Annotated in this window: 15 protein-coding genes; 5 read left to right on the plus strand and 10 right to left on the minus strand. The window is 70.1% G+C overall.

The window, feature by feature from the left end:
* Positions 1-15: 15 nt before the first annotated feature.
* A complete protein-coding gene (locus ACIBAG_RS13385; RefSeq protein WP_399104320.1) occupies positions 16-882 on the minus strand; it encodes an NUDIX hydrolase in 867 nt (288 codons plus the stop codon).
* A gap of 173 nt (positions 883-1,055) precedes the next feature.
* On the minus strand, positions 1,056-1,730 hold the full coding sequence (locus tag ACIBAG_RS13390) for a Crp/Fnr family transcriptional regulator (RefSeq protein ID WP_015658871.1): 675 nt from the start codon (positions 1,728-1,730) through the stop codon (positions 1,056-1,058).
* 366 nt (positions 1,731-2,096) lie between these two features.
* Here ACIBAG_RS13390 and nth point away from each other — a divergent pair, with 366 nt between their 5' ends.
* The 3 genes from nth to ACIBAG_RS13405 all read left to right on the plus strand — a co-directional run bounded on the left by nth (position 2,097) and on the right by ACIBAG_RS13405 (position 5,259).
* The gene (nth, locus tag ACIBAG_RS13395; RefSeq protein ID WP_399104322.1) at positions 2,097-3,131 is read left to right on the plus strand and encodes an endonuclease III; all 1,035 of its coding nucleotides are present in this window, start codon (positions 2,097-2,099) and stop codon (positions 3,129-3,131) included.
* Between the two features lie 112 nt (positions 3,132-3,243).
* Positions 3,244-3,939 (plus strand): NUDIX hydrolase, encoded by a 696-nt coding sequence (locus tag ACIBAG_RS13400; protein ID WP_399104324.1) that lies wholly within the window; start codon positions 3,244-3,246, stop codon positions 3,937-3,939.
* A 120-nt stretch (positions 3,940-4,059) separates the two neighbouring features.
* Positions 4,060-5,259, plus strand: coding sequence for a MarP family serine protease (locus ACIBAG_RS13405; protein WP_399104326.1), 1,200 nt, complete (start codon positions 4,060-4,062; stop codon positions 5,257-5,259).
* 61 nt (positions 5,260-5,320) lie between these two features.
* Here the strand turns inward: ACIBAG_RS13405 and ACIBAG_RS13410 are convergent, their stop codons facing one another.
* From ACIBAG_RS13410 to ACIBAG_RS13435, 6 genes are all read right to left on the minus strand, one after another.
* Complete coding sequence (locus ACIBAG_RS13410; RefSeq protein WP_078662374.1) at positions 5,321-5,503, minus strand: hypothetical protein; 183 nt, start codon at positions 5,501-5,503, stop codon at positions 5,321-5,323.
* Between the two features lie 127 nt (positions 5,504-5,630).
* Entirely contained in the window at positions 5,631-6,569 is a 939-nt protein-coding gene (locus tag ACIBAG_RS13415; RefSeq protein ID WP_399104328.1) for an alpha/beta fold hydrolase, read from the minus strand.
* Positions 6,566-7,063: a phage holin family protein gene (locus ACIBAG_RS13420; RefSeq protein ID WP_399104330.1), complete on the minus strand. Its 498-nt coding sequence runs from the start codon at positions 7,061-7,063 to the stop codon at positions 6,566-6,568. Before ACIBAG_RS13420 ends, ACIBAG_RS13415 begins: the two co-directional genes overlap by 4 nt.
* Positions 7,064-7,140: 77 nt before the next feature.
* Positions 7,141-8,580, minus strand: a complete 1,440-nt coding sequence (nhaA, locus tag ACIBAG_RS13425; RefSeq protein ID WP_399104332.1) for a Na+/H+ antiporter NhaA — start codon at positions 8,578-8,580, stop codon at positions 7,141-7,143.
* A gap of 231 nt (positions 8,581-8,811) precedes the next feature.
* Positions 8,812-10,809 (minus strand): acetate--CoA ligase, encoded by a 1,998-nt coding sequence (gene acs, locus ACIBAG_RS13430; RefSeq protein ID WP_399104334.1) that lies wholly within the window; start codon positions 10,807-10,809, stop codon positions 8,812-8,814.
* A 290-nt stretch (positions 10,810-11,099) separates the two neighbouring features.
* Entirely contained in the window at positions 11,100-13,862 is a 2,763-nt protein-coding gene (locus tag ACIBAG_RS13435; protein ID WP_399104336.1) for a SulP family inorganic anion transporter, read from the minus strand.
* A 299-nt stretch (positions 13,863-14,161) separates the two neighbouring features.
* Between ACIBAG_RS13435 and ACIBAG_RS13440 the strand changes: the two genes are divergently transcribed.
* A complete protein-coding gene (locus ACIBAG_RS13440; protein ID WP_399104338.1) occupies positions 14,162-15,490 on the plus strand; it encodes a hypothetical protein in 1,329 nt (442 codons plus the stop codon).
* 58 nt (positions 15,491-15,548) lie between these two features.
* Here the strand turns inward: ACIBAG_RS13440 and ACIBAG_RS13445 are convergent, their stop codons facing one another.
* Positions 15,549-16,559, minus strand: coding sequence for an ATP-binding protein (locus ACIBAG_RS13445; RefSeq protein WP_399104340.1), 1,011 nt, complete (start codon positions 16,557-16,559; stop codon positions 15,549-15,551).
* A 167-nt stretch (positions 16,560-16,726) separates the two neighbouring features.
* Here ACIBAG_RS13445 and ACIBAG_RS13450 point away from each other — a divergent pair, with 167 nt between their 5' ends.
* The gene (locus ACIBAG_RS13450; protein ID WP_399104342.1) at positions 16,727-17,551 is read left to right on the plus strand and encodes an oxidoreductase; all 825 of its coding nucleotides are present in this window, start codon (positions 16,727-16,729) and stop codon (positions 17,549-17,551) included.
* A 496-nt stretch (positions 17,552-18,047) separates the two neighbouring features.
* Here the strand turns inward: ACIBAG_RS13450 and ACIBAG_RS13455 are convergent, their stop codons facing one another.
* Complete coding sequence (locus ACIBAG_RS13455; RefSeq protein ID WP_399104344.1) at positions 18,048-18,881, minus strand: HAD family hydrolase; 834 nt, start codon at positions 18,879-18,881, stop codon at positions 18,048-18,050.
* Positions 18,882-19,159 lie beyond the last annotated feature (278 nt).

The following is a 19,159-nucleotide window of genomic DNA, read 5'->3' on the forward strand; positions in this document are numbered from 1 at the left end:
CCACCGCGGGCACGTTCATGCGGGGGCTCCGCCGGTCGGGATGTGCTTGGTGAACTCGTCGTGGCCCGGCCAGGAGAGCACGATCTCGCCGTCGTCGAGCCGGGCCTGCGCGAGGACGGCGGTCAGGTCGCGGCCGGGGGCGGCGGCGAGGGCCTCGGCGGCGCTGTCGTACCCGGTCAGCTGGCGCAGGGTCGCGATCGTGGGCGGCATCATCAGCAGCTCGCCCTTGTCGTACGAGGCGGCGGCCTCAGTTGGCCGGATCCACACCGTACGGTCCGCCTCCGTGGAGGCATTGCGGGTGCGCTGGCCCTCGGGGAGGGCGGCGACGAAGAACCATGTGTCGTAGCGTCGGGGTTCGAACTCCGGGGTGATCCAGCGGGTCCAGGCGCCCAGGAGGTCCGACCGCAGGGCCAGTCCCCGGCGGTCCAGGAACTCGGCGAACGACAGGTCCCGGGCGACCAGCGCGGCGCGGTCCGCCTCCCAGTCCTCGCCGGTGGTGTCGCCGACGACGGAATCGTCGGTGGGCCCGGCGAGCAGGACACCCGCCTCCTCGTACGTCTCCCGCACGGCCGCGCAGACGATCGCTTGAGCCGCCGCCTCGTCGACGCCGAGCCTTGCCGCCCACCACGCGCGCGTGGGGCCCGCCCAGCGCACCGGATGTTCGTCGCGCGGATCGACACCACCGCCCGGATAGGCGTACGCCCCGCCGGCGAAGGCCATGGAGACGCGGCGCCGCAGCATGTGCACGGCAGGCCCGCCCTCGGTGTCCCTGAGCAACATGACGGTGGCCGCCCGCTTCGGAGCGACTGGGGTCAGGCTTCCTTCCGCGAGCGCGCGGATTCGGTCCGGCCACTCCGGTGGGTACCACTGCCCGTTTGCCATGGGCGGAGGCTATCTCCTGGTGCGCGGATGTTCGAGAGGGGCCAACGGCGACCGGGCGACCGAGAGTGGCGGGTGGCCACGGCGAGCGGGCGGCCGACAGCGACGGGGTCCCGCCTCGTGGAGAGACGGGACCCCGGCGTCGTACGACTTGGTGTGCCTACCGCTTGGTGTGCCTACCGCGACCGCTTGGCCAGTCGCTCCACGTCGAGCAGGATCACCGCGCGCGCCTCCAGCCGGAGCCAGCCACGCTGGGCGAAGTCGGCGAGCGCCTTGTTGACCGTCTCGCGCGAGGCGCCGACGAGCTGGGCGAGCTCCTCCTGCGTCAGGTCGTGCACGACGTGGATGCCCTCTTCGGACTGCACGCCGAACCGGCGGGAGAGGTCGAGGAGCGCGCGGGCGACGCGGCCCGGGACGTCCGAGAAGACCAGGTCGGACATCGCGTCGTTGGTGCGGCGCAGGCGGCGGGCGACGGCGCGCAGCAGCGCGGTGGCCACCTCGGGTCGGGCGTTCAGCCAGGGCTGGAGGTCGCCGTGGCCCAGGCCCAGCAGCTTGACCTCGGTCAGCGCGGTGGCGGTCGCCGTGCGCGGGCCCGGGTCGAAGAGGGACAGCTCGCCGATGAGCTCGCCGGGGCCGACCACGGCGAGCATGTTCTCGCGGCCGTCGGGGGACGTGCGGTGAAGCTTGACCTTGCCCTCGGTGACGACGTAGAGCCGGTCGCCCGGGTCGCCCTCGTGGAACAGGGAGTCGCCACGTGCGAGGGTCACCTCACTCATGGAGGCGCGGAGCTCCGCGGACTGCTCGTCATCGAGCGCCGCGAAGAGCGGGTTGCGCCGCAGAACGTCGTCCACGAGTTCTCTCCTTGTCGACCTGCTCAGGGGATCGCTCCCCCGCTTACCAGGGGACCGTGCTCCCCATTTTGCCGGACGGTCCAAACAGTGTGATCTGTCACAAGGATGCCGCACAGGTGTCCCGAGGTAAGCGGCAGGGGTCCAATTGGGGGCCGATCCTCGGGGTCCGGGGCGGATGTCGGTGCCGGGCTTTAGGCTGGCCGGGTGTCCAAATCGCCGGTGAGAGCACAGGCCAAGGGGGCTGGGCGGGTGGTTGTACGTCGCGATTCCGCTGTGGGCGAACGGGACCCTCGTGGCGGAAGGAAAACGGCAAAAGCGGCGAAAAGGGCGCCGGGTGAAACGGCCGCGGGTGGCGAGAAACCGGCGGTGACGACGTCGGCGGGCCCGAAGAAGGCAGAGGCTGCGAAGAAGGCGGCGGGCGCGAAGAAGACTGGGTCTGCGAAGAAGACGGCGGCCGCGAAGGAATCGTCGGCCGCCAAGAAGGCCGCACCCGCCAAGAAGGCCGCCGTGAAGAAGGCGATCACCAAGAAGGCGATCACCAAGAAACCGGTCATCGCCCCCGAGGGAGCCGCCGTCTCGGTGAAGGGCGCGTCCCCCGTCAAGTCCGTCACCCCGAAGCCGCCCAGCGCCGAGTCCCGCACCGCCCTCGTGCGCCGGGCCCGCCGTATCAACCGGGAGCTCGCCGAGGTCTACCCGTACGCCCATCCCGAGCTGGACTTCGACAACCCCTTCCAGCTCGTGGTCGCCACGGTGCTGTCCGCCCAGACCACCGACCTACGCGTCAACCAGACGACCCCCGCGCTCTTCGCCAAGTACCCCACCCCCGAGGACCTGGCCGCCGCCAACCCGGAGGAGGTCGAGGAGATCCTCCGGCCGTGCGGTTTCTTCCGGGCCAAGACCAAGTCGGTGATGGGCCTGTCCAAGGCGCTGGTGGAGAACCACGGCGGCGAGGTCCCGGGCCGGCTCGAGGACCTGGTCAAGCTGCCCGGCGTCGGCCGTAAAACGGCCTTCGTCGTGCTCGGCAACGCCTTCGGCCGCCCCGGCATCACCGTGGACACGCACTTCCAGCGGCTGGTGCGGCGCTGGCAGTGGACCGAGCAGACGGACCCGGACAAGATCGAGGCCGAGATCGGCGCGCTGTTCCCCAAGAGCGACTGGACGGACCTCTCGCACCATGTGATCTGGCACGGCCGCCGCATCTGCCACGCCCGCAAGCCCGCGTGCGGCGCCTGCCCCGTGGCGCCGCTCTGCCCGGCGTACGGCGAGGGCGAGACGGACCCGGAGAAGGCGAAGAAGCTCCTCAAGTACGAGAAGGGCGGCTTCCCGGGCCAGCGGCTCAACCCGCCCCAGGCCTACCTCGACGCGGGCGGCAGGCCGGCCCCGCCGCTGGGGGCCGGATGACGGGGCGAACCGCGACCGGCCGGAACCGGGCACTGCCGCGCCCTTCTGCCGTCGGGTCGGAACGATCTAGGTGCCCTCGGGCGTTGGACTCGGCAGGACGACGGGGGTGGCGATGACGCGCGCGAGCGATACGCAGGACGGGCCGGTGGTGCTCAGCAAGGAGGGGCTGCCCGGCTGGCTGGAACCGGTCGTGCGGGTGGTGGAGACGGTCGAGCCGCCGCAGCTGAGCCGCTTCCTGCCGCCGGAGAACGGCGCGGGGCGCCAGTCCGCCGTACTGATCCTCTTCGGGGAGGGCGAGCGCGGGCCGGAGCTGCTGCTCATGGAGCGGGCCAGCTCGCTGCGGTCGCACGCCGGCCAGCCGTCCTTCCCCGGCGGCGCCCTCGACCCCGAGGACGGCGATCCGCAGGCCGACGGGCCGCTGCGGGCCGCTCTCCGCGAGGCCGAGGAGGAGACCGGGCTCGATCCGAGCGGCGTCCAGCTCTTCGGGGTGCTGCCCAAGCTGTACATCCCGGTGAGCGGCTTCGTCGTCACGCCGGTGCTGGGCTGGTGGAGGGAGCCGAGCCCGGTCGACGTGGTCGATCCGAATGAGACGGCCCGCGTCTTCACCGTCCCCGTGGCGGATCTCACGAATCCGGACAACCGCGCCACGACCGTCCACCCCAGTGGCCACCGAGGTCCGGCATTTCTGGTCGAATCAGCCCTGGTCTGGGGTTTCACGGCCGGAATCATCGACCGTCTGCTGCATTTCTCGGGCTGGGAGCAGCCCTGGGACCGGGGCAAGCAGGTCCCGCTCGACTGGCGGTCATGACAGGGTGTCTGCCGTGCTGTGTCTTCCCGGTGGCCGTGGGGTCCGATTTCCGTTGCGTGGCGGGCCGGGTCCGCGGCCGACCCGTGGTGAGCGAAAAGTGATGAGGCGAGGCTAGAACCGGTGAACGTGCTGGACATCCTGTTGCTGGTCGCCGCCGTGTGGTTCGCGATCGTGGGCTATCGCCAGGGCTTCGTCGTCGGCATCCTGTCGGTGATCGGCTTCCTCGGTGGCGGTCTCGTGGCCGTCTACCTGCTGCCGGTCATCTGGGACGCGTTGACCGACAACGCCGAGGTGAGCACGACCGCCGCCGTCGTCGCGGTCGTCGTCGTGATCGTCTGCGCCTCCGTCGGCCAGGCCCTGACCACCCACCTCGGCAACAAGCTGCGCCGGTACATCACCTGGTCCCCGGCCCGTGCCCTGGACGCGACGGGCGGCGCGCTCGTCAACGTCGTCGCGATGCTGCTCGTCGCCTGGCTGATCGGTTCCGCCCTCGCCGGGACGACGCTGCCGACGCTCGGCAAGGAGGTCCGCAACTCCAAGGTGCTGCTCGGGGTCGCACGGGCGTTGCCCGACCAGGCGGACACCTGGTTCGCGGACTTCTCCTCGGTCCTCGCGCAGAACGGCTTCCCACAGGTCTTCAGCCCGTTCGCGAACGAGCCGATCAACGACGTCCGGCCGCCCGACCCCGCCCTGGCGAACAGCCCGGTGGCCACCCGCGCGCAGCGCTCCATCGTCAAGGTCATGGGCACGGCGACGAGTTGCGGCAAGGTCCTTGAGGGCACCGGCTTCGTCTTCGCCGACCGCCGTGTCATGACCAACGCGCATGTGGTCGGCGGCGTCGACGAACCCACCGTCCAGATCGGGGGCGAGGGCAAGAAGTACGACGCGACGGTCGTCCTCTACGACTGGGAGCGCGACATCGCCGTACTTGACGTGCCGGACATGAAGGCGCCCGCGCTGAGGTTCTCCCCCACCGACGCCGAGAGCGGTGACGGCGCGATCATCGCGGGCTTCCCGGAGAACGGGGCGTACGACGTGCGTGCCGCACGCGTGCGTGGCCGCCTCCCGGCCAACGGCCCGGACATCTACCACCGCGGCACGGTGCGCCGTGACGTCTACTCGTTGTACGCGACCGTCCGCCAGGGCAACTCCGGCGGCCCGCTGCTCACGCCCGAGGGCAAGGTGTACGGCGTGGTCTTCGCCAAGTCCCTCGACGACGCCAAGACCGGCTACGCGCTCACCGTGGACGAGATCCAGGAGGACATCGTCAAGGGGCGTACCGCCAACCAGCAGGTGGACAGCGACAGCTGCGCGCTGTAGGCGCCTGAGGTGCCTGTGTCGCAGGGCCGGGCAGCCCGGTCGTGAGAAGGTCGCGGCCGGGTCAGCCGCGCGGGTGGCGCAGGCGCACCGAGACCCAGCGGGCCCGGCGGCGCAGAATGCGCGGAATGCCCACCCGGAGGTCGGAACCCGGCATCTGCGGGGCGCTGCCTCGTTGGTGGGAGCTCAGCCCACCGGCCGAGCGGCGATTGCGTGCTGCGTCACTGTAGTCGTGCGTCCAGCCCATACCTCGACGTCTGCCCCTGCCCCAAGGTCGATAACCGCCCCTGGCGCCCTCAATTGGCCTATGCGCCAGGCAATTGGCTGTTCGTAGGACAGGTGTTCAGTTCCGGATACCGGGCGCATCGGCGCGGTCACCGGTCGGGTTCGGGGTCTTTCAGCCAGTTGATCAGTTCGGTGGAGAAGGCGACGGGGTCCTCTTCATGGGGGAAGTGCCCCAGCCCGTCGAACAGCCGCCAGCGGTACGGCGCTTCGACGTACTCGCCCGAACCGGCCGCGCTGCGTGTGCGCATGACGGGGTCGAGGGAGCCGTGCAGATGGAGCGTCGGCACGCGCACCGGCCGCTTCATGCGCCGGTTGAACTGGATGCCGTCGGGGCGGGCCAGCGAGCGCACCATCCAGCGGTACGGCTCGATGGAGCAGTGCGCCGTCGAGGGGATGCAGATCGCGCGGCGGTACGTCTCCACCGCGTCGTCGTCCGGCAGGCGCGGGCCCGACCAGTCCCGGATCAGCCGGCCGGCCAGCGCCCCGTCGTCGGCCGTCAGCTGCCGCTCGGGGATCCAGGGCCGCTGAAACCCCCAGATGTAGGAACTCGCACTGGTCTGCTTGACGTCCGAGAGCATCGCCGAACGCCAGCGCCTCGGGTGCGGCATGGACGCCACCGCGAGCCGGCGTACCAGCTTGGGGCGCATCACGGCCGCCGTCCACGCCAGATATCCGCCCAGGTCGTGGCCGACCAGCGCGGCGTCCGGCTCGCCGAGGGAGCGGATCACACCGGTGATGTCGAGGGCCAGGTTGGCCGGGTCGTAACCACGCGGCGTACGGTCGCTGCCGCCCACGCCCCTGAGGTCCATGGCCACCGCCCGGTAGCCCGCGTCGGCGAGGGCGGTGAGCTGGTGCCGCCAGGTCCACCAGAACTGGGGAAAGCCGTGCAGCAGCAGCACCAACGGGCCGTCGCCCATCTCCGCGATGTGGAAGCGCGCACCATTGGCGGCCACGTCCCGGTGGGTCCAGGGACCGTCCAGTCGTACGACCGAGGCAGGTTGCGCCGAAGGGGTGGCGGGATCCGTCATGACGACGAGCGTGCCACAGCCTCGATGGCCGCGGGCGCCCGGTCCTCCAGCTCCGGTCGCGGGGCCGGACGCGGGTGCGGCTTGGCCTTCTGCAGCACGCCCGCCGTCTCCTTCATCGAAGCGGCGACCTTCTGCGGCCCCTTGCTCTTCTTGGCCTTCTTCGCGAAGACGACGCCGATCAGCGCGAGGACCGCGGCGACGAGGACGTTCGCGGCGAAGGACAGCAGGAAGCAGATCGCGAGGTTCCAGTCGCTCCAGGTCCGAATGCCGTACGCCAGGGCGAAGTTGAGCATCGGCAGCGAGAACACCAGCACCGCGCCGGCCAGCGAGAAAGCGCCGCCGCTCGTCGCGCCGCGCTTCACGTCCTGCTTGAGCTGCGCCTTGGCCAGCGCGATCTCGTCGTGCACCAGCGCCGACATCTCGGTCGTCGCCGAGGCGAACAGCTGGCCGATGCTGCGTTCGGCGCCGACCGGGCTGCCGTCGGGTGCGCTCATCGCGGTCTCCCTCGTGTGTACGGTTCCGTCTTCTGCCTGACTGCGTACGGTTCCGTCTTTTGTACCGTCCCGTCAGATCATGCCCGACGCTGCTCCTCCTCGCCTGCCCCGCCCGGCACTTCGGCAAGCGCGTGGCGTGCGGCGGCCTTCTCCGTGGCGATACGGCGGTGCTCGACGGCCTTGCGCTCGTAGATGGCGGCCAGCCGCAGGTGGTACTCCGGCTCGTCCTCCTCGTAGATGTCCGGAATGCCGTCCGCGTCCTCGTCGCGCTCCTCGCGCTCGACCATCCTGCGGTACTTGGCGTTACGTATCTTCAGCAGCACGGTCGCCAGCGTCGCCGCGGTGAGGGACCCGACCAGTACGGCGGCCTTGACCTCGTCGGTCAATGCCGCGTCACCCGCGAAGGCGAGCTCGCCGATGAGCAGCGAGACGGTGAAGCCGATGCCGGCGAGGGTGGCCACCGCGAACACGTCGGCCCACTCCAGGTCGTCGCTGAGCGAGGCCCTGGTGAAGCGTGCCGTCAGCCAGGTGCCGCCGAAGATGCCGAGGGTCTTGCCGACGACCAGCCCGAGGACGACCCCGAGCGTCTCCGGCTGGGTGAACACATCGCCGAGCGCACCGCCGGAGACGGTGACACCGGCGCTGAACAGCGCGAAGAGCGGCACGGCGAGGCCCGCCGACAGGGGGCGTACGAGGTGTTCGATGTGCTCGGCGGGCGAGACCGCCTCGTCCTCGTGCCGGGTGCAGCGCAGCATCAGGCCCATCGCCACGCCCGCGATGGTGGCGTGGATGCCGCTGTTGTACATCAGGGCCCAGACGACCAGGGCGAGCGGGACGTACACGTACCACCCGCGTACGCCCTTCCTCAGCAGCAGCCAGAAGACGCCCAGCCCGACCACGGCTCCCGCGAGCGCGGCGAAGTTGATCCGGTCGGTGAAGAAGACCGCGATGATCAGGATCGCGAAGAGGTCGTCGACGACGGCGAGCGTGAGGAGGAAGGCGCGCAGGGCGCTCGGCAGCGAGGTGCCGATGACGGCGAGCACGGCGAGCGCGAAGGCGATGTCCGTGGCGGTCGGGACCGCCCAGCCGTCGAACGAGCCGCCACCGGTGGCATTGGTGAGCGTGTAGACGAGCGCGGGCACCGCCATCCCGCACAGCGCGGCGACGACCGGCAGTACGGCCGCCTTGGGATCCCGGAGATCGCCGGCCACCAGCTCACGCTTGAGCTCGATCCCGGCGACGAAGAAGAAGATCGCGAGGAGACCGTCGGCGGCCCAGTGCTCGATGGACAGGTTCAGCCCGAGGGCCTCGGGGCCGAGGTGGAAGTGGCCGACCGTCTCGTAACTGTCGTGCAGCACGGGCACGTTCGACCAGACCAGCGCCGTGATCGCGGCGATGAGCAGCAGTACGCCACCGACGGTCTCGGTGCGCAGCGCGTCCGCGACGAAGGTTCGCTCGGGGAGCGACAGCCGCCCGAGGATCTTGCGGACGGGGGCGGTGGGGTGGGGCGCGGGCACGGGGGAGACCTCCGGTCGGTGGGCAGGGCGGAGCGCATGCCGACCAGACTTCCCGGCGCACCTGAGGTTGACGTCTTTTTTATTAGCTTACCTAAGATGGCTTTGTTTAGTTTGCCTAAGGGGCGGCGGGAGGTGTCCGGTACGTCTCACGTTAGGCAGAAAAGGGCCGCCCGGCGCGCGATGCGCGGGCGGCCCTTCAGGGGTTCGCGTCCCTCCGGGGACCGCGGAGGCTCAGTCCTCGCTCGGCGCCGCGGGGAGCTTCGCCTGGATGAGGTCCATGACGGTCGAGTCGGTCAGCGTCGTGACGTCACCGAGCTGGCGGTTCTCGGCGACGTCCCGCAGCAGCCGGCGCATGATCTTGCCGGAGCGGGTCTTCGGCAGCTCGGCCACCGGCAGGATCCGCTTCGGCTTCGCGATCGGGCCGAGCGTGGCACCGACGTGGTTGCGCAGGTCCGCCACCAGGTCCTCGGTCTCGGCGGCCGTACCGCGCAGGATCACGAAGGCGACGATCGCCTGCCCGGTGGTCTCGTCGGCGGCACCGACGACGGCCGCCTCGGCGACGGACGGGTGCGAGACGAGCGCGGACTCGACCTCCGTGGTGGAGATGTTGTGCCCCGACACGAGCATGACGTCGTCGACGCGGCCCAGCAGCCAGATGTCTCCGTCGTCGTCCTTCTTCGCCCCGTCACCGGCGAAGTACTTGCCCTCGAACCGCGACCAGTACGTGTCGATGAACCGCTGGTCGTCGCCCCAGATGGTGCGCAGCATCGACGGCCACGGCTCGGTCAGCACGAGGTAGCCGCCACCGCCGTTGGGCACCTCGTTCGCCTCGTCGTCGACGACGGTCGCGGCAATGCCGGGCAGCGGGGTCTGCGCGGAACCGGGCTTGGTCTCGGTGACGCCCGGCAGCGGCGAGATCATCATCGCGCCGGTCTCGGTCTGCCACCAGGTGTCCACGATCGGCGTCCGGTCGGCACCGATGTGCTTGCGGTACCAGATCCACGCCTCGGGGTTGATCGGCTCACCCACGGAGCCGAGGACGCGCAGCGAGGACAGGTCGAACTTCGCGGGGATGTCGTCGCCCCACTTCATGAACGTACGGATGGCCGTCGGCGCCGTGTACAGGATGGTCACCCCGTACTTCTGCACGATCTCCCAGAAGCGGCCCTGGTGCGGGGTGTCCGGGGTGCCCTCGTACATCACCTGCGTCGCGCCGTTCGCCAGCGGCCCGTACACGATGTACGAGTGGCCGGTGACCCAGCCGACGTCGGCGGTGCACCAGTAGACGTCCGTCTCCGGCTTGAGGTCGAAGACCGCGTGGTGGGTGTACGACGCCTGGGTGAGGTAGCCGCCGGAGGTGTGCAGGATGCCCTTCGGCTTACCCGTCGTACCGGACGTGTAGAGGATGAAGAGCGGCTGCTCGGCGTTGAAGGCCTCGGGGGTGTGCTCGGCGGACTGCCGCTCGACGATCTCGTGCCACCAGACGTCACGGCTGTCGTCCCAGGCGACCTCCTGACCCGTCCTGCGCACGACGAGCACGTGCTCGACGTTGTCCACCTTGCCGATCGCCTCGTCCACGGCCGGCTTGAGCGCGGACGGCTTGCCGCGGCGGTAGCCGCCGTCGGAGGTGATGACGACCTTGGCGTCCGCGTCCTGGATACGGGTGGCGAGGGCGTCCGCCGAGAACCCGCCGAAGACGACGGAGTGCGCGGCGCCGATCCGGGCGCAGGCCAGCATCGCGACGGCCGTCTCGGGGATCATGGGCATGTAGACCGCGACCCGGTCGCCCTTCTGAACTCCCAGCTCCAGCAGGGCATTGGCCGCCTTGGAGACCTCGTCCTTGAGCTCGGCGTAGGTGAGGGCGCGGCTGTCGCCGGGCTCTCCCTCGAAGTGGATGGCGACCCGGTCGCCGTGCCCGGCCTCGACATGCCGGTCCACGCAGTTGTACGCGACGTTGAGCTCGCCGTCCGCGAACCACTTGGCGAACGGCGGGTTCGACCAGTCCAGTGTCTGAGTCGGCTCCTTGGCCCAGGTCAGCCGACGGGCCTGCTCGGCCCAGAAGCCGAGCCTGTCAGCCTTGGCCTGTTCATACGCCTCCGCGGTGACATTGGCATTGGCGGCCAGGTCGGCGGGGGGTGCGAACCTGCGCTCTTCCTTGAGCAGGTTGGCCAGGCTTTCGTTGCTCACGACATCTCCCTTTCCCAGGGTGTCCGTTGTGTCCCAGGCCACAGCTCATCAGACCCGGGGGCCCGATGACAAGGGTCGACGGAAAATTGGTTTAGACCTGTGGTCGGTGTCGGTCCGGAGCTGCTTTTCGGCACCGGGGTCATCCGTTCCCACGGACGCCGGATGGACCAGGTTCAGGTCTGTTATCCCTTTCACATTCCGCCGAGGTGCAGGTAAAACGCCACCCGTCAGGAGAGGCCGGCCTCGCCATGGGGCAGCAGCAACGCGGCCGTACGGGGTGCGGGGCCCCGTGTGGACCGGGGCCCCGCATCCCCCCCCCGTCTCACGCCGTCTCACGCCGACAGATCCGCCACCCCCACGTCGTCGAACACCTCGTCCCCGTTCCCCTCGGTGAGCAGGTACGCCTGTGCCTCGCCCACGTGGAAGTACATGCCGTGCAGTTCCAGTGCCCCCGCCCGCAGGGCCCGGGCCACCGACTCGTGCGCCCGCAGGTGCTCCAACTGCTGGACCACGTTGGTCAGACAGAGCTGCTCCACCGCGTCGGCCGGCGCCCGACTGGCGAGCCTGGCCCACGGCCGGCTCGGGTCGGACATCCGCTCCAGGCTTGGCACCCCGTGCCTCAGCCACCGCCTGAGCGGGGTCGGCGGGCCGCCGGGCTCGGAACTGAGCAGCGCCTGCATGGCCCCGCACCCGGAGTGCCCGCACACCGTGATCGACCGCACCCGCAGCACGTCCACGGCGTACTCGATCGCCGCCGCCACTGAGTCGTCCCCGCTCTCCTGGCCCGGCAGGGGCACGAGATTGCCCACGTTGCGCACCACGAACAGGTCGCCCGGACCACTGGAGGTGATCATCGACGTGACCAGCCGTGAGTCGGCGCAGGTGAGGAACAGCTGGGAGGGCTGCTGCCCCTCCCGCGCCAGCCGCGCCAGCTCGCCCCGTACCAGGGGTGCGGTGTTGCGCTGGAACGCGCTGATGCCGCGGGCCAGTTGACGCGCGCTCGGTCGGCTGCCGTCGGCTCCGCCGGACCGGTCGGCCTTGGTCGTGCCGGAGCCTTCGGCACTGCTCGGACGGCCCGATCCGGTGGGGTGTCCGGAGCCAGTGGGGTTGCTGGACCCCGTGGGCTGTCCGGAGCCGGTCGGACTCGTGGACCCCGTGGGCTGTCCGGAGTCGGTCGGGCTGGTCGACCCGGTGGGGTGTCCGGAGCCGGCCGGGTCGGCGGACCTGGTGGGCCCTTCGGTGTCGCCGCGCCCGGCGCCGTCCCCGGCCACGGCTCCGCTCGCCTCCGCTCCGCCGGTCGTGCCGGACTCGCCCGGGAGGACGGCGGCGTCTGGGGTGCGGACCGCGGCGGAACCGCCGGTGTCGCCGGTCCCGGTCGTCTGCGCTTCCCCGGTGTGTCCCTCGCTTCCGCCCTGGGAGGGGGCGGGGTCCGGGATCTCGCACTGGTGGTTGCGCCAGGGCGTCCAGGGATGGCAACGGCAGTCGGCCGACTCGGCCGCGGCGTGCCCGGCGTCGAGATGGAGGCCGACCGGTGTCGTCGGTTCACCGATCCGGACCCCGGCCCGGCGGCCGACCAGCTCGACGGAGCCGCCGTGCGCGGAGTGCGTGTTCTGCCAGTCCTGCAGTGACTCGTACGCCGCGTGGTCCATGAACGACCCGTCCAACTCCACGACGGCGTGGGCGCCCTGGGGTACGAGGTGCAGGGCCCGGCTGAGCCGTGGCACCGCGAGGAACGTCAACTGCCCTCTTACGTGTACGTGATGGACTCCTTCCTTCTCGTCGTGGGTGATGCGCGTGCGGGTGAGGCGGTGCAGGGCGACGGTGACGGCCATGGCGATCCCCAGGACCACGCCCTCCAGGACGCCGAAGAACACCACGCCGAGGGTGGTGACGGCGTACACCACGACCTCTCGGTGGCGGGTCACCGTGCGGATGTGGTGCAGGGACACCATCTGGATGCCGACGGCCATCACCAGGGCGGCGAGCGAGGCGAGCGGGATGAGTTCCAGGATCGGGACCATCAGCAGCGTGGCGACTACTACGAGAACGCCGTGCAGCATCGTGGAGTTCCGGCTGACGGCACCGGCTTGCACATTCGCCGAACTCCGCACGGCCACGCCCGCGACCGGCAGCCCGCCGAGCGTGCCGGAGACGATGTTGGCGGCGCCCTGCCCGAGAAGTTCGCGGTCCAGGTGGGAGCGTCCGACCTGGATGTGCAGGCCGGGGCGCGCGGCCACCATCTTGTCCACCGCGACCGCGCCGAGCAGCGACTGCACGCTGCACACCAGCGTGGTGGTCAGCACCGCGGCGATCAGGCCCAGCACCGGGCCTTCCGGCAGCCCGGCAAGAGCGTGGCTGTGCCAGGAGGGCAGGTCGACCTTGGGCAGGATCAGGCCGGCGAGCGAGGCGGCCGAGGTGGCGCCGGCGACGGCGACGAGCGCGGCCGGGACCTTGCGCAGGAGGCGTCCGGCCCGGCCCGGGATCCGCGGCCAGAGCAGCAGCAGGGCCAGGGTCAGCGCGCTCACCGACACGGCGGCGGGCCGCAGCTCGGCCAACTGGGCGGGCAGCGCGCGGAGGTTGTCGAGGACCGAACTCTGCGGGGTACCGCCCATGACGATGTGCAGCTGGGCGACGGCGATGGTGACGCCGATGCCGGCGAGCATGCCGTGCACGATGGCGGGGCTCACGGCGAGCGCGCCGCGGGCCACCCTCAGGGAACCGAGGCCGAGTTGGGCTAGACCGGCGAGGACGGTGATGGCACAGGTCGTCCGCCAGCCGTACTGATGGATGAGGTCGGCGGTGACCACGGTGAGGCCGGCGGCGGGGCCGCTGACCTGGAGCGGGGAACCGCCGAGCCATCCGGCGACGATCCCTCCGACGGCGGCGGCGACGAGGCCTGCCTGGAGGGGGGCGCCGGTGGCGAGGGCGATGCCCAGGGAGAGTGGGAGCGCGATCAGGAAGACCGCGATCGATGCCGACACGTCGGCGCCCGCGATGCGGTGGCGGCGGGGCCGGGTCGGGGGCGGGCTGTGGGGCTCGTGGGTGCGTTCCGCTCGACTCGGGTCGTCGGCGCGGGTGGGGACGCAGGCGGACATGTTTCCCGTCTTCCTCCGGGGCAGCGCGGTCGCGGATCTGGTGGTCCCCCGCTCATGGGCGAGGGGTCGGGTCGCGGCCGTGTGGTCACGGCGTGCAGCGGCGGGATGGACAACAGTCGGTAAACGGATCGTAATGCAGAGTAAAGGGCCGGAATAGTTTTTCCGAGCAAATGGACTAATAAATCCCTCTGAAGGGTGAGGTGGCCAATTAATCGGCTTGTCGTACTAATTCCTTCTCGGTCCCGTGCGACCTTGGCGGCGCTGCCGGCCCCCGAGAGAAGGAAGAAGGTGGACGGAACATGGCCGCCACCAGCAGGAACGCCGCTCCCCGCAAGATCGCCGCGACGCACAGGGCCGTCGGGACGCACAGGATCGCGGCGGGCACCGCGATCGCGGCGGTCTGCGCCGCATCACTCGCCGGTTGCGCGACCGGCACCGACACGACACGGCACGGGGCGCCCGGACCCGAGAAGGCGAAGCCGGCGGCGCCCGCTCCCAAGAGGGTGGTCCGCCTGATCGGCGACGGGTCCACGGCGTACACCGGAGCCCAGCCCCACCTGGCCAGACCGGAAAGACTCAGGCCGGGCCAGAAGCCCCCGCAGTTCGTGGTGTTCTCCTGGGACGGCGCCGGGGAGGACAGCCAGAAGCTGTTCTCCCACTTCCGCAGGGTCGCCAGGGCGAACAACGCGACGATGACGTACTTCCTCAGCGGCGTGTACATGCTGCCGGACCACAAACGCGACCTGTACCGCCCGCCGCAGCACTCCCCGGGCCGCTCCGACATCGGCTTCAACGACGAGGAGGGCATCGCCGCCACCGCCAGGCAGTTGCGCCTGGCCTGGCTGGAGGGCAACGAGATCGGCACCCACTTCAACGGCCATTTCTGCGGCAGCGGCGGCGGGGTCGGCGAATGGTCGGTGGAGGAGTGGAAGGACGAGATCCGCCAGGCCAAGAGGTTTGTGAAGTCCTGGAAGACCAACACGGGCATGGCTAACGCGGAGCCCCTGCCGTTCGACTACGACAAGGAGCTCATCGGCGCCCGCACGCCCTGTCTGGAGGGCCAGAAGAACTTCGTCAGGGCCGCCCGCGAGATGGGCTTCCGCTACGACTCCAGCGGCGTCAACAACCAGGTCTGGCCCACCAAGAAGGGAGGTCTGTGGGACCTGTCGATGCAACTGGTGCCGTTTCCCGGGCACTCCTACGAGCAGCTCACCATGGACTACAACTTCATGGTCAACCAGTCGGGCACCACGAGCCAGGGCGACCCCGCCAAGCACGACTTGTGGGGCGACCAGATGCGGGACGGCCTGCTCAAGGGCTTCCACCGGGCCTATTTCGGCAACCGCGCGCCCCTGATCATCGGCAACCACTTCGAGTCCTGGAACGGCGGCACCTACATGCGCGCCGTCGAGGAGGTCATCGAGGCCGTCTGCAACAAGCCCGATGTGCGCTGCGTCTCCTTCCGGCAGCTGGCCGACTGGCTGGACGCCCAGGATCCGGCGACCCTGCGGAAGCTGCGCACTCTCGGGGTCGGCGAGGCTCCGAAGCAGGGATGGGCGTCCTTCCTCGCGGCGCATCCGGCCCCGGCCCCGAAGGGGGTGCCCGGGGCGCCGGCTGTCAGGCAGTAGCGGCTGGGCGGACGTGGGAGCACAGGTCGTAGGGGCCCTACGAGCAGCGTTGTAGGGGTCAAGCAGTCGGAGTCAGGTGGGAGTTGTCCTCGGGCAGGGGGGTCAGGCCCTCGCCGAGTACGAAACCGGGGTCGATCTGCGCCGCCAGGTCGGCCCCGGTGCGCTCGTTCCCCCAGGACTGGGCGTTCTTCAGGTGGAAGTGCACCATCTGGCTCGTGTATCGCTCCCAGTTCCGCAGCTCGTACGTCGCGTCCACCGCCGTGTGCAGCCTGCGCAGGGCGAGGCGGTTGGCGTCCTCCAGGAACTCGAACCGGGGCGGGCGACCCTTCTCCATGGCCCGCACCCAGTCCGAGTGCCCGACGGTCACCAGCAGGTCGTCCCCGACCTCGGCACGGAGGAAGTCGAGGTCGTCCTGGCCCTGCACCTTGTTGCCGACGACTTTCAGGACGACTCCGAAGTCACGGGCGTACTCCTTGTACTGGCGGTAGACGGAGACCCCCTTCCGGGTCGGCTCGGCGACGAGGAACGTGATGTCGAATCGGGTGAACATGCCGGAGGCGAAGGAGTCCGAGCCCGCCGTCATGTCGACCACGACGTACTCGCCCGGGCCGTCCACCAGGTGGTTCAGGAACAGCTCCACCGCACCCGTCTTGGAGTGGTAGCAGGAGACTCCGAGGTCGGAGTCGGTGAAGGGGCCGGTGACCATCAAACGGACGGCGCCGCCGTCGAGTTCCACCGGACGGGCGCAGGCGTCGTACACCGGATTCCGCTCGCACACCCGCAGCAGCCGCGAACCCTCGCCGGGCGGCGTCGTCTTGATCATTTTCTCGACGGAGCCGATCCGCGGATTGGAGCCGCGCAGGTACTCCTTGATCAGCGGCAACTGCTCGCCCATCGCCGGCAGTGCGGCGGCCTCCGCCTCGTCGAGGCCGAGCGCGGCTCCCAGGTGCTGGTTGATGTCGGCGTCGACCGCGACGACCGGCGCGCCGGTCGCGGCGAGCCGGCGAATGAAGAGGGAGGAAAGGGTGGTCTTGCCGCTGCCGCCCTTCCCGACGAAAGCAATTTTCATGTTCACGAAGAGTAGTGGGGTGATTGCTGTACGTGGCAGATGTGCGTGAAGAAGGCCACTCGATCGTGGGGTGCGGGTCATCGGCGGGGGCGAAGCCTCGATGGGGGTTGTGGCCGGGTGGCGGGTGGGCGCGTGGTGGGGACGGATGGGCGCGTAGTGTCGTACTCATGAGTACGACAGGCGCGACCGCCGATCCGTTCGCGGCCCTCGGGTCACTGCCCGGTGTGCCCGAGTCCGTGGAGTCCGTGCGCAAGGCCGTGGACCGGGTCTACGGGCACCGGATCATGCGGCGCCGCAGCAACGAGATCACCTCCGAGGCGGCCCTGCGCGGAGCCCGCGGCTCCGCCGCGCTGGCGGGCGCCGACTGGGCGCTCGAAGAGGTCCGTCGGCGTACCGACTTCAGTGGTGACGACGAGGCCCGCGTCATGGGCGGGGCCCTGCGGCTGACTGCCGAGGCGGGCCAACTGCTGTCCATCTGGCGGCAGTCGCCGCTGCGCGTGCTGGCCCGGCTGCACCTGGTGGCGGCGGCGAGCAACGACGACACGGTCGGGCGCCCACGCCAGGCGGGCGAGCCGGTCGACGAGCCGTTGATCGAACTGCCGACGCCGAGTGCGGTGGAGATGCACGGCCGCCTGGAGGGGCTGTCCGAGCTGATCATCGCCGGTGGTTCGGCGCCCGCCCTGGTGACGGCCGCCGTCGTGCACGGTGAGCTCCTCGCGCTGCGCCCCTTCACGTCCCACAACGGCCTGGTCGCGCGCGCGGCCGAGCGCATCGTCCTCGTCGGCAGCGGCCTCGACCCGAAGTCCGTCTGCCCGGCCGAGGTCGGACACGCCGAGCTGGGCCGCGCGGCCTATCTGGCGGCGCTCGACGGCTACGTCTCCGGCACCCCCGAGGGCATGGCCGCCTGGATCGCCCACTGCGGCAAGGCGATCGAGCTCGGGGCGCGTGAGTCGACGGCCGTGTGCGAGGCGCTGCAGCGCGGGGCGGCGTAGCCCACGCGCGCGTGGGGCGTCGTACGGCCGATCGAGGGGTCGCCGATCAAGGGTTCGTCGTTCGGCGGACTGAGGGTCATAGGCATGAGAAAAGCCCCGCGCGCGGGGGCTCATATGAGTTGCGGCGGTACGAGGATTCGTACCGCCGCTGGCATGTTCACCGGGTTACCAAGCGTCCTCGATATGTTGCCCATCAGGTCGGGAACTTTGCCCGTCACCTGGTGCGGCTGGCCCGTAATCGACGGGTCGACGTCGCGTGGGTGCCCAATGTCCATGCTCGGTCCGTGGGGCCAAATGCGTATTAAAGGTGATCCTCTCGGATGTCCTTGGTCTCGCGGGCCGTTGAGTCCTTTGTACTCCAGGACCCAACCAAGCGGAAGCCCTGACTGCAGTTCTTTACTTTTGCTCTCAAATCTGCGTCAAACGGGCGTCGATGCGCCGAATGGGGTACTCGGAACCGCGCTGCGCCGGTCAGCTGTGCCGGCAGCTGTGTCGGTCAGGCGAGCGCTGTACGGCGTCGGCTCGCGTACCAGACGAGGCCTGCGGTGGCCGCGGCGGCTCCTATGGCGGCGGCCGCGAGAAGGGCGGGACGCGGTGGCACCGAGAAGGAGGGAATGCGTTGCTTGAGCCGAACAGGGCGGTGGAAGTCGAGAATCGGCCACCCGCGCACGAGTGCCTCGCGGCGTAGCGCGCGGTCGGGGTTCACGGCGTGCGGATTGCCGACGGTCTGAAGCATCGGCAGGTCGGTGGCCGAGTCGCTGTAGGCGTAGCAGCGGGAGAGGTCGTAGCCCTCGGACTCGGCCAGCTCCTTGATCGCCTCGGCCTTCGTCGGGCCGTATGCGTAGTACTCCACCTCCCCGGTGAAGCAGCCGTCGTCACCCACGACCATGCGTGTGGCCACCACGCGGTCGGCACCGAGCAACTCGCCGATCGGCTCCACTACCTCGGCGCCGGACGTGGACACGATCACGACGTCACGGCCGGCCGTGTGGTGCTCCTCGATGAGCGAGGCGGCCTCGTCATAGATGATCGGGTCGATCAGGTCGTGCAGCGTCTCGGCGACGATCTCCTTGACGTGCTGGACGTTCCAGCCGCGGACGAGCGTGGAGAGGTACTCGCGCGTGCGCTCCATCTGGTCATGGTCCATACCGCCGATGCGGAAGACGAACTGGGCATATGCGGTCCGCAAGGCAGCCCTGCGGTTGATCAGACCGCCTTGGTAGAACGACTTGCTGAACGTGAGCGTGCTCGACTTCGCAATGACCGTCTTGTCCAGGTCAAAGAAGGCGGCTGTGCGGGGCAAGGAGTGGTTTTCCACGACCCCGAGCATAGGCGCAGCCCATTCGGCGTAAGGTGGGCGCGTGGGTTTGCCTGAGAGGGCTCTCGGGTACACCATGGAAGTCACGGATCGTTCGCGACCGTGCTAACCCGGTCCGACTCCTCCCCCCCCCGAGTCGGCCGTGGAGACGACCCCCGCTCTCCCCCCCGGCGGGGGTCGTCGCATGTCCGGGGCGGTTTCTCTCTCCCATGCACGGCCGTGAGGCCACGGCGAGACGGCTGCGGCCGACTATTCGGCATGCACATGATCCGTGACTGTGGGTAGTTGTC

This window comes from Streptomyces sp. NPDC051243 (genome assembly GCF_044455405.1).
Classification (GTDB): domain Bacteria; phylum Actinomycetota; class Actinomycetes; order Streptomycetales; family Streptomycetaceae; genus Streptomyces.

What these genes read in the sequence shown, in the direction of transcription:
- ACIBAG_RS13385 (WP_399104320.1), bottom strand. Translation starts at nt 882, where the DNA reads ATGGCAAACGGGCAGTGGTACCCACCGGAGTGGCCGGACCGAATCCGC.
- ACIBAG_RS13400 (WP_399104324.1), top strand. Translation starts at nt 3,244, where the DNA reads ATGACGCGCGCGAGCGATACGCAGGACGGGCCGGTGGTGCTCAGCAAG.
- ACIBAG_RS13410 (WP_078662374.1), bottom strand. Translation starts at nt 5,503, where the DNA reads ATGGGCTGGACGCACGACTACAGTGACGCAGCACGCAATCGCCGCTCG.
- ACIBAG_RS13415 (WP_399104328.1), bottom strand. Translation starts at nt 6,569, where the DNA reads ATGACGGATCCCGCCACCCCTTCGGCGCAACCTGCCTCGGTCGTACGA.
- ACIBAG_RS13420 (WP_399104330.1), bottom strand. Translation starts at nt 7,063, where the DNA reads ATGAGCGCACCCGACGGCAGCCCGGTCGGCGCCGAACGCAGCATCGGC.
- ACIBAG_RS13435 (WP_399104336.1), bottom strand. Translation starts at nt 13,862, where the DNA reads ATGTCCGCCTGCGTCCCCACCCGCGCCGACGACCCGAGTCGAGCGGAA.
- ACIBAG_RS13440 (WP_399104338.1), top strand. Translation starts at nt 14,162, where the DNA reads ATGGCCGCCACCAGCAGGAACGCCGCTCCCCGCAAGATCGCCGCGACG.
- ACIBAG_RS13445 (WP_399104340.1), bottom strand. Translation starts at nt 16,559, where the DNA reads ATGAAAATTGCTTTCGTCGGGAAGGGCGGCAGCGGCAAGACCACCCTT.
- ACIBAG_RS13450 (WP_399104342.1), top strand. Translation starts at nt 16,727, where the DNA reads ATGAGTACGACAGGCGCGACCGCCGATCCGTTCGCGGCCCTCGGGTCA.
- ACIBAG_RS13455 (WP_399104344.1), bottom strand. Translation starts at nt 18,881, where the DNA reads ATGCTCGGGGTCGTGGAAAACCACTCCTTGCCCCGCACAGCCGCCTTC.